6 protein-coding genes and 1 pseudogene are annotated in these 9,752 nt (G+C 64.0%); 4 read left to right on the forward strand and 3 right to left on the reverse strand.

The window, feature by feature from the left end:
• From A2J01_RS35190 to A2J01_RS16740, 3 genes and pseudogenes are all read left to right on the forward strand, one after another.
• A pseudogene (locus A2J01_RS35190) lies at positions 1–175 on the forward strand (acetyl-CoA C-acyltransferase); the annotation flags it as partial.
• 100 nt (positions 176–275) lie between these two features.
• Positions 276–638, forward strand: a complete 363-nt coding sequence (locus tag A2J01_RS16735) for a DUF3817 domain-containing protein (protein WP_003945330.1) — start codon at positions 276–278, stop codon at positions 636–638.
• A gap of 105 nt (positions 639–743) precedes the next feature.
• Positions 744–1,640, forward strand: a complete 897-nt coding sequence (locus tag A2J01_RS16740) for a co-chaperone YbbN (RefSeq protein ID WP_064113150.1) — start codon at positions 744–746, stop codon at positions 1,638–1,640.
• Between the two features lie 18 nt (positions 1,641–1,658).
• Here the strand turns inward: A2J01_RS16740 and A2J01_RS16745 are convergent, their stop codons facing one another.
• The 3 genes from A2J01_RS16745 to A2J01_RS16755 are packed head-to-tail and all read right to left on the reverse strand — an operon-like array spanning position 1,659 to position 7,332.
• Positions 1,659–3,107: a neutral zinc metallopeptidase gene (locus tag A2J01_RS16745; RefSeq protein ID WP_064113151.1), complete on the reverse strand. Its 1,449-nt coding sequence runs from the start codon at positions 3,105–3,107 to the stop codon at positions 1,659–1,661.
• Positions 3,107–5,308 carry a 1,4-alpha-glucan branching protein GlgB gene (gene glgB / locus A2J01_RS16750; RefSeq protein ID WP_042925789.1) on the reverse strand — a complete coding sequence of 734 codons (2,202 nt, stop codon included), beginning with the start codon at positions 5,306–5,308 and terminating at the stop codon, positions 3,107–3,109. The genes A2J01_RS16745 and glgB overlap by 1 nt, the downstream gene beginning before the upstream one ends.
• Positions 5,308–7,332 (reverse strand): alpha-1,4-glucan--maltose-1-phosphate maltosyltransferase, encoded by a 2,025-nt coding sequence (locus A2J01_RS16755; protein WP_030537901.1) that lies wholly within the window; start codon positions 7,330–7,332, stop codon positions 5,308–5,310. Before A2J01_RS16755 ends, glgB begins: the two co-directional genes overlap by 1 nt.
• A 177-nt stretch (positions 7,333–7,509) precedes the next feature.
• Here A2J01_RS16755 and glgP point away from each other — a divergent pair.
• Positions 7,510–9,752, forward strand: a 2,243-nt coding sequence (gene glgP, locus A2J01_RS16760; RefSeq protein WP_064113152.1) for an alpha-glucan family phosphorylase, incomplete at its 3' end; no start/stop codon positions are given.

A 9,752-nucleotide genomic window follows, 5' to 3' on the forward strand; every position in this document is an offset into this window, starting at 1 on the left:
CAACGTCAACGGCGGCGCCATCGCCGTCGGCCACCCCCTCGGCATGTCCGGCGCCCGCATCGCCCTGCACCTCGCCCTCGAACTGCAACGCCGCGGCGGTGGCATCGGCGCAGCCGCACTCTGCGGCGGCGGCGGACAAGGCGACGCACTCATCATCCGCGTCCCCAAGGCCTGAGTGTCTAAATACACCTGAACCAGCGCTCTCGCTCTGCGACGCCCCGTGGTTTTCCTCACACAACTACGGGGCGTCGTAGTTGTTCGGGCACAATGGCCTCATGGCGAACATCTTTGACGTATCCACTCCCGCGAAACGCTTCCGTCTGGTGGCGTGGTGGGAAGCTGTGACCTGGGCGGCCTTGCTGGTTGCCATGTTCTTCAAGTGGGTCCTCGGACACGAAGAAGCGATTCGCATCCCCGGAATGGTCCACGGAACCGCCGGCTTCCTGGTGTTCATCGTTGTTGCACTCCTGACCGCGTGGTCGCTCAAGTGGGACGTCAAGACCACGATCCTTGCGCTGATCTCGAGCGTTCCGCCCTTCGGCACCGTCATCTTCGAACGCTGGGCAGTGCGAAACGGCAAGCTCGGTGAGCTGTCCACGGAGTTCGAGGCGTCCAAGGGCAACGCGGCGCTCGTCTGAGTGCTGCATCCCTCTACGTAGCTTCTCGCAACTCGTGACAAACTGGGAGCCGTGACTCGACCAGGTTCCAGGCCCCCCGCGCGTTCGTCCGCAGTTGCTGCCGCCATGAGCGGCGCAGTCGACTTGTCCGCCTTCAAAGAGCGGGCCACGGCCCCACCACCGCCGCGTAACACCAGCGGCGACGGGGCCGTTTCTGCTGTCTCCGGGGCAGTGATCGAGGTGACCGAGGAGAACTTCGAAAGCGAAGTCCTGCTGAAGTCGAGCCAGGTGCCGGTGATCGTCAACATCGGTGGCCGCGCATACGAGCCCTCGGTCGTATTCACCGAAGTTCTCGAATCATTTGCAGCGCGAGCCGGCGGCAAGTGGATTCTTGCCAACGTCGACGTCGACGTGAGCCCTCGTATCGCGCAGGCATTCGGTGTCCAGTCGGTGCCGACGGTTGTTGCTGTCGCGGCTGGTCAGCCGTTGGCCGATTTTCAGGGCGCTCAGCCAGAGGCGCAGCTCAGCCAGTGGTTCGACGCAGTCCTCCAAGCTGTCGAGGGCAAGTTGAGTGGGCCGGTCTCCGACGCGGACGAACCGGTGGAGGAGGTCGAGGATCCTCGCTTCGTGGCCGCTGAAACCGCGCTGGACGAGGGCGATCTCGACGCCGCCATCGCTGCGTACCAGGAAATTCTCGACGCCGAACCCAACAATGCGGAGGCCAAGAGCGCTGTCCGCCAGGTGAAGTTCATGGCTCGGGTTCAGGGTGTCGATCCCGAGTCGATTGCGGCCGCGGATGCTGATCCGTCCGATCTCGAACTGCAGTTCGCTGCGGCCGACCTGGAAATGTTCGCCCAGCAACCCGAGGCGTCGTTCGCCCGATTGTTCTCGCTGGTCTCGCGAACTGCCGGCGACGACAAGGCTGCCGCTCGGACGCGCCTGCTCGAACTGTTCGAACTGTTCGACCCGGCAGAACCGATCGTCATCGCGGCCCGTCGTAAGTTGGCTTCCGCTCTCTACTGACGTGTGGACCGGCAGTCGCTACTCCGTGTAGCGGCTGTCGCACACTTCCCGGCCACCGAGAACGCCGGTCCGGAACGCGTCGACACGTGCGAACCCGCTCGGGACCGTCTCACCGTTGACGTCACTGGCAGCCAGGCCGTCGGTCAGCAGCCCCGATACGGCTTCGTCGAGGTCGCCGGGGGAGAGTGTGACCTGTGCTCCGGACGCCGCGGCGTTGGTGGGACTGAGTGCTGCGGTGATGACGCCGGACAAGCAGGCCGCGCGCAGGGCAGTCTGCGGAGTGTCGAGCGATTGGCCGTTCTCCTTCTGCATCGCGAGGGTGTACCGCGACGCGAGCAGGACATAGGCATTGTAGTCACCGGTGATGTTGGTCTGGATCAACTCGCGTCGCCCGACGCGACCCGGCGTGCCGCGCTCGGCAAGGTCGTCGACGCTGATTCCGATGGTGTTCGTCGACGGGCAGTACGAGACGGGTTCGGTCGCAACGGCATCGCTGCACCCGGTGTCTGCGCCGGTGAACACGACCTTCGGTGGCTGAGGTAGATCGAAGATCGCTTGGAAGGTCTTCACGAACTCGTCGAGAGTTGCCTCGGTGACGGGCAGTTCTCCGGAATCGTTGCCCTCGGCGAACTGCTGCGGGAGGTCTGCACGTCGTGACTCGATTTCGTCGGCGTCCATCTTCGCGCACGCACCGGCGCCGTCGGTGAAGCCGATCTGAGTGGCGGTGACGCGCTCGAACGCCGAACCATGGTGGCTCTCAGGATCATTAGGGTCTTCGTCGCGGATGGCGACCGCCGACGCCAACACCTTGTTGAGTCCGTCGGAGGTGTTCATCGTGAAGTGCGCGGCCTTCTCCTCGGCGACGTGCCGCAAGAAGGCGCCACCGAAACAGTCGGCTTGCTGTTCGCGCACCAGGGCTGCGTCTCGTTTACCGCCGACGATCCCGGCCTTGCGTTGAACGGCATGGCCGTACTCGTGCGCAAAGATGAACGCGACGGCCACGTCACCGAACTTCTCCCGCACCTCGGGCAGCAGCAATTCACGATCCCAACCGATGGTGTGATCGATGCTGCAGTACCCGGCGTTGATGAGTTCTTCGGTGGTCTCCTCACAGAAGTCCGGGCCGTTCGATTCGGTGGGGTCCCACGAGATCAGCTCGTCGACCGGTTCGAAGGGCTTGTCGAACAGAGCCGGGTACTCGGCGGCCCAGTAGGTTTCGCTGTCTGTGATGGCGTTGGCTGCCAGCGCGTCGATGTCCCCGCCGTCGGTGCCGGTGATTGCTCGGTCGGCGTTGGGGGCTCCCGGACGCAACCCACTTGGTCCTGCCGTTGCGTCGAGTCCGGCGACGCGGAAGGGATCGTGATAAATCGAGACGGCGTGGCTACTCGTTCCCTGGGCACAACCGGCGAGCAGTGCTGCCACTGCCAACAGTGACGACGTGACAATGACTACTCGCCGGCCGACCATCAACGCTCCAGACTTATCCAAATCGCTCCAGCAGCTGGCAGCGCCACCTGTGCGGAGGCTGGCCGACCGTGCCACGAATGCGACGTTGCTGTGACCGCTCCGAGGTTCCCGACTCCGGAGCCGCCGTACACCTCGGCATCGGTGTTGAGAATTTCCACCCATCGGCCGGGCTCTGGTAGCCCGACGCGGTAGCTCGAGTGCTCACTGCCCGAGAAGTTGAACAGGCAGGCGACAATCGAACCGTCAGTACCGTAACGCAGAAAACTGAGGACGTTGTTCTCGGTGTCGTTGGCGTCGATCCAGGAGTATCCACCGGGCGAGGTGTCGAGGGTCCACATGGCCGGATGACGTCGGTACGCGGAGTTGAGATCGCCGACCAGTCGCTGGACGCCGCGATGGAGAGTGCCGGTGTACTGATCGTCGAGTTGCCACCAGTCGAGGCCGCGTTCTTCCGACCATTCCGCACTCTGACCGAATTCCTGTCCCATGAACAGCAGTTGCTTGCCTGGATGCGCCCACATGTATGCAAGCAGTGAGCGCAGGCCGGACGCCTTGGCGAAGTCGTTCCCGGGCATCCGGGTCCACAGAGTTCCTTTGCCGTGCACCACTTCGTCATGGCTGATCGGTAGCAGGTAGTTCTCACTCCACGCGTACATCAGTGAGAACGTGATCTCGTGATGGTGGTAGGTCCGGTGTACCGGGTCGTGACCGAGGAACCCGAGGGTGTCGTGCATCCACCCCATGTTCCACTTCATGTTGAATCCGAGGCCGCCGACATTGGTCGCCCGAGTGACTCCGGGCCACGCCGTCGACTCCTCGGCGACGGTGACGACTCCTCGATGGTTCTTGTGGACGGTGGCGTTCATCTCCTGCAGGAACGCAACGGCTTCGAGATTCTCGCGGCCGCCGTGAATGTTGGGAGTCCATCCACCTTCCGGGCGTGAGTAATCCAGGTACAGCATCGATGCGACAGCGTCGACGCGAAGTCCGTCGATGTGGAACTCCTCGAGCCAGAAGAGTGCATTGGCGACGAGGAAGTTCCGCACCTCGCGGCGACCGAAGTCGAATACGTATGTGCCCCAGTCCAACTGCTCGCCGCGACGCGGATCGGCGTGCTCGTACAGGGGAGTTCCGTCGAAACGAGCCAGGGCCCACTCGTCTTTGGGGAAGTGTGCAGGCACCCAATCGACGATGACACCTATCCCTGCGGCGTGCAGGTGGTCGACGAACCAGCGGAAGTCGTCCGGGGTGCCGAAGCGGGAGGTCGGTGCGTAGTACGAGGTGACCTGGTATCCCCACGATCCACCGAACGGATGCTCGGAGACGGGCAGCAGTTCGACGTGGGTGAATCCGGTTTCGGTGACGTAGACGGCGAGTTGCTCGGCCATCTGCCGGTAGTCGAGTCCCGGACGCCACGATCCGAGGTGCACCTCGTACACGCTCATCGGGGACTGCGAAGGATCGACACTGGCGCGGGTTTCGAGCCAGGCCGCGTCGTTCCACTCATGCGAACTGGTGGTCACTCGCGATGCAGTCGCCGGCGGGACCTCGGTACCGAATGCCATGGGATCGGCCTTGTCGCGAACGGAGCCGTCGTGGCCGTGGACCCGGAACTTGTACAGCGAACCGACTGCGATGTCGGGCAGGAAGAGTTCCCAGACCCCAGTGGATCCGAGGACTCGCATGGGGGCGAATTGCCCACTCCACCCGTCGAAGTCGCCGACGACGGTCACGCCGCGGGCGGCCGGAGCCCAGACGGCGAACGAGGTGCCGTCGACGGGGCCGTCCGGTGTCTCGTAAGAACGCGGATGTGCACCGAGGATGTCCCACAGTCGTTCGTGCCGACCTTCGCCGAACAGGTGTAGGTCGAGTTCACCGAGAGTAGGCAGGAACCGGTAAGGGTCGGCTGCGAGAACCGTGTGTCCACCCGGGTACGTCACGGAATAGCGATAGTCGATCAGGTCGGGGTAGGGGACCAGAGCCGCGAAGATTCCGTTCGAAACATGTTCGAGAGGAAAGTTTTTGCCGCCGATGACGGCACTGACGGACTCGGCGTTGGGACGCAACGCTCGCAGAACGGTGCCGTCGGCGTGGGGATGGGCGCCGAGGACACTGTGCGGATCGTGATGTTCACCGCGCGCCAACAGCTCCAGATCGTGATTGTCCGGTGCGATACCCGAAGGGAACTTCTCGGTTGACATCACTTGCCTCCACCTGCGCGGTGCGCATTGCGTGCTTGGTAGGCCAGAGAGATCCGGGCCGGATACGGAACGGGTGGGAGCGCGAGGATGTGCGCCACCGAACGCCAGGGCTCGAGGCGGACGAAATTGGCTTGGCCCCAATTGAACTGCTCACCGGTTACCTCGTCGAGCACGGTCATGTGGTCGTGCCATTCGCGTCCGAGCGCCGGCATGTCCAACCAGACGGTGCCCTCTTCTGCAGCGAACGGGTTGAGGTTGATCACCGTCAGGACGGCGTCACCGGTCGAGGCGTCGAACTTCGAGTAGGCGATCAACGCGTCGTTGTCGATGTGGTGAAAGTGCAGGTTCCGCAACTGTTGCAGGGCCGGATGTGCACGCCGGATGCGGTTGAGCGCGGTGATCCACGGCTCGAGAGACTCGCCTCGCGCTGCTGCTTCGGCGAAACGGCGCGGCCGAAGTTCGTATTTCTCGGAGTCGAGGTATTCCTCGCTGCCGGGGCGAACGGCTTGGTGTTCGTAGAGTTCGTAACCGGAGTAGACGCCCCACGTCGGCGCCAGGGTGGCGGCGAGAGCTGCTCGCAGTGCAAACATTCCGGGCCCACCGTGCTGGAGGGACTCGTGCAGGATGTCCGGCGTGTTCACGAAGAGGTTCGGTCGGGCTTCGTCGGCCTTCGCCGCCAGCTCGTTACCGAATTCGGTGAGCTCCCACTTCGCAACTCGCCAGGTGAAGTACGTGTACGACTGCGTGAACCCGCGCCGGGCAAGGCCGTACATGCGCGCCGGACGAGTGAAAGCCTCGGCGAGGAACAAGACGTCGGGGTCAGTTTTCTTGACCTCCGAGATGAGTGTCTCCCAGAAGTTCGGCGGCTTGGTGTGCGGGTTGTCTACCCGGAAGATCTTGACGCCGGCACTGATCCAGTGTCGGACGACTCGCAGGATTTCCTTGTCCAGACCGCGAGGATCGGTGTCGAAGTTGATCGGGTAGATGTCCTGATACTTCTTGGGCGGGTTCTCGGCGTAGGCGATGGTGCCGTCGGGAAGGACGTTGAACCACTCCGGATGCTTCTTGGCCCATGGATGATCCGGGGCGCACTGCAGCGCGAGATCCAGTGCCACTTCGAGATCGAGCTTGCGGGCCGCAGCGACGAACGCCTTGAAGTCCTTGAGCGTGCCGAGCTGCGGGTGAACAGCGTCGTGCCCGCCGTCGACCGAGCCGATGGCCCACGGCGAGCCGACGTCACCGGGTTCGGGAGTGAGAGTGTTGTTGCGTCCCTTGCGGTTGATCTCGCCGATGGGATGGATCGGCGGAAGGTAGACGACGTCGAAACCCATTGCGGCGATGCGGGGTAGGTCTTCGGCCGAGGTTCGGAAAGTACCGTGTTGCGGCACCCCGTTCTCGTCCCAACCGCCCGTCGAGCGGGGGAAGAACTCGTACCACGATCCGAACAGTGCACGGTTGCGATCGACGACGACGGGGTGGGACTCGCCCTTGGTGACCAGTTCACGGAGCGGAGTGGCGCGGAGCAGTTCGGCGACGTCGGAGGCGAAGGCCGGCGCGACGCGAGCCGTCAGCGCCTGATCGCTGCGCAGCGACGCCGTGACGGCCTCGAGCCTGGACCTGTTGCCCCGCGGTACCTCGTGCGCGGCCTGTTCGAACAGGCGCGCACCGATTTCCAGGTCGTTGGCCAACTCGGCCGCCCCTTGCCCGACGGCGAGCTTTGCTTCCACGGCGTGCTTCCAGGTGGCGATGGGATCGCTCCACGCCTCGATCCGGAACGACCACATGCCTTCGGCGGACGGCGTGAACACCGCGTCGACGGTGTCCGGTTCGGTCCCGGGATCCATCGGAATGCGCAGCGGCTTGGTACCGCGCGGACCACGCACGACCAAAGTGGCGGAAATGGCGTCGTGGCCTTCTCGCCACACGGTGGCGTGCACTGGGAAGACTTCACCGACCACGGCCTTTGCCGGATAGTTACCCGAGATCTCGGGTACCACGTCGTCGATACCGAGGCGTCCTGACACGGGAAGCTCCATTTCTGGTGATGGATCGCGGTAAAACTTTCTTTCGCCGGGTTCAACCGTAGTGGGTGCGGCGCTGGAGTGCTGATAACGACGAATTCGGGTCTGTCGGTGGTCAGGTCGGCTCGGGCGTTCGGTTCCACCGGACAGAGTGCAAGGAACTCGACTAGGGTTCGCGGGGTGAAAGCCTTGCGTCGGTTCACTGTCCGAGCCCACCTTCCGGAGCGCCTCGCCGCGCTCGGCCCCCTGTCCACCAACCTTCGGGGGTCGTGGCATCCCGAGACACAGGATCTGTTCTCGCGACTCGACCCCGAACTCTGGCAAGCAGTCCAGTTCGATCCGGTCCGCATGCTCGGGGAAGTCGACCCCACCCGTCTCGACGAACTCAGCAGTGACGAGGCATTTCTCGGTGACCTCGACACTGCAGCAGCCGATCTCGATGCTTATCTGAGCACCCCGCGCTGGTACCAATCCCAGCAGGCCAAGGGCACATCGTTAGCCGGCGGAATTGCGTACTTCTCCATGGAGTTCGGAGTCAGCGAAGTTCTGCCCAACTACTCCGGTGGATTGGGCATCCTGGCGGGCGATCACCTCAAGGCCGCGTCCGACCTCGGGCTGCCGCTCATCGGCGTCGGACTGCTCTACCGATCCGGCTACTTTCGCCAGTCGCTGACCGCCGACGGTTGGCAGGCCGAGCACTACCCGCCGCACGACCCTCAAGGGTTGCCTCTTCGTTTGCTGACGGACGCAGGCCCGGCTTCCGAAGACGGATCGCCGGTCGTCATTCACGTCGCAATGCCCGGTGGCCGGGTGCTGCGTGCGCGAGTGTGGATCGCTCAGGTCGGACGAGTGCCGTTGCTGCTGCTCGATTCCGACATCGCCGAGAACGACGCGGATCTGCGCGGCGTCACGGACCGTCTCTACGGCGGGGACCAGGATCACCGCATCAAGCAGGAGATCCTCGCGGGTATCGGCGGCGTCCGCGCGGTGCGCGCCTACACCGCGGCGTACGGATTGCCCGATCCCGAGGTGTTCCACATGAACGAGGGGCATGCCGGATTCCTCGGCATCGAACGGATTCGGGAACTTGTCACCACCAGCGGTCTGGACTTCGATTCGGCTCTGGCCGCGGTCCGTGCCGGAACGGTCTTCACGACGCACACTCCGGTTCCCGCGGGAATCGACCGCTTCCCGGCGGATCTGGTCCGTCACTACTTCGGCGGAGCGAACGGCGAGAACGAATCGAGTTTGCTTCCCGGCCTGACCGTCGACCGCATCGTCGGGATGGGGCGTGAAGCCGATCCGTCGATCTTCAACATGGCGCACATGGGTCTTCGCCTGGGCCAGCGAGCCAACGGCGTCTCGAAGTTGCACGGCATCGTCAGCCGCGACATGTTCAATGGTCTCTGGCCGGGCTTCGACGCCGACGAGGTGCCGATCGGTTCGGTCACCAACGGTGTTCACGCGCCGACGTGGGCGGCGCCGGAGTGGATGGACGTGGCCAGGCGGATCGTCGGTCAGGAGCAACTCGAAGAAGCACGCGGGTGGGAGCGCCTGCACGAGTTGTCGGCAACCGAACTGTGGGAAACACGTAATGCGTTGCGCGGCAAGTTGGTCGACGAAGTTCGTCGTCGCGTCCGAGCGTCCTGGCTCGAACGCGGCGCGACCGAGGCCGAACTCGGCTGGACCACTGGAGTATTCGATCCCAACGTCTTGACAGTCGGGTTCGCGAGGCGCGTTCCGACGTACAAGCGGTTGACGCTGATGCTGCGTGATCCCGAGCGTCTGCGTGCGATGTTGCTCGACGAGAAACGTCCGGTGCAGTTGGTTGTGGCCGGCAAGTCGCACCCCGCCGACGACGGCGGTAAGGCACTCATCCAGCAGGTCGTGCGGTTCGCCGACGAAGCGGATGTGCGTCACCGCATCGTCTTCCTGCCTGATTACGACATGTCGATGGCCCGCTACTTGTACTGGGGCTGCGACGTGTGGCTCAACAACCCGCTTCGCCCACTCGAGGCGTGCGGTACTTCCGGCATGAAATCCGCGCTCAACGGCGGCCTCAACCTCTCCATTCGCGACGGATGGTGGGACGAGATGTACGACGGCGAGAACGGGTGGGCCATTCCGACGGCCGACGGTGTTCTCGACGACGTGCGGCGTGACGATCTGGAAGCCAGCGCCCTCTACGAACTTCTCGAGCACGCGGTACTGCCGACGTTCTACGACCGTGATGCAGCCGATCTGCCGACGCGCTGGGTCGAGAGGGTTCGCCACACCCTCGAGAATCTGGGCCCGAAGGTGTTGGCATCACGCATGGTTCGTGACTACGCCGTCGACTACTACGCCCCTTCGGCGGAATCAGCTCGAGCGGTAGTGGCGGATGATTTTGCCGGCGCGCGTGAGGTGGCCGAGTTCCGTCGCCG

It is taken from the genome of Rhodococcus sp. EPR-134, assembly GCF_001647205.1.
Classification (GTDB): Bacteria; Actinomycetota; Actinomycetes; order Mycobacteriales; family Mycobacteriaceae; genus Rhodococcus_F; species Rhodococcus_F qingshengii.

Excerpts from the sequence above, each read along its gene's own strand:
- A2J01_RS16745 (WP_064113151.1), bottom strand. The coding sequence starts at position 3,107 with ATGGTCGGCCGGCGAGTAGTCATTGTCACGTCGTCACTGTTGGCAGTG.
- glgB (WP_042925789.1), bottom strand. The coding sequence starts at position 5,308 with ATGTCAACCGAGAAGTTCCCTTCGGGTATCGCACCGGACAATCACGAT.
- A2J01_RS16740 (WP_064113150.1), top strand. The coding sequence starts at position 744 with ATGAGCGGCGCAGTCGACTTGTCCGCCTTCAAAGAGCGGGCCACGGCC.
- A2J01_RS16735 (WP_003945330.1), top strand. The coding sequence starts at position 276 with ATGGCGAACATCTTTGACGTATCCACTCCCGCGAAACGCTTCCGTCTG.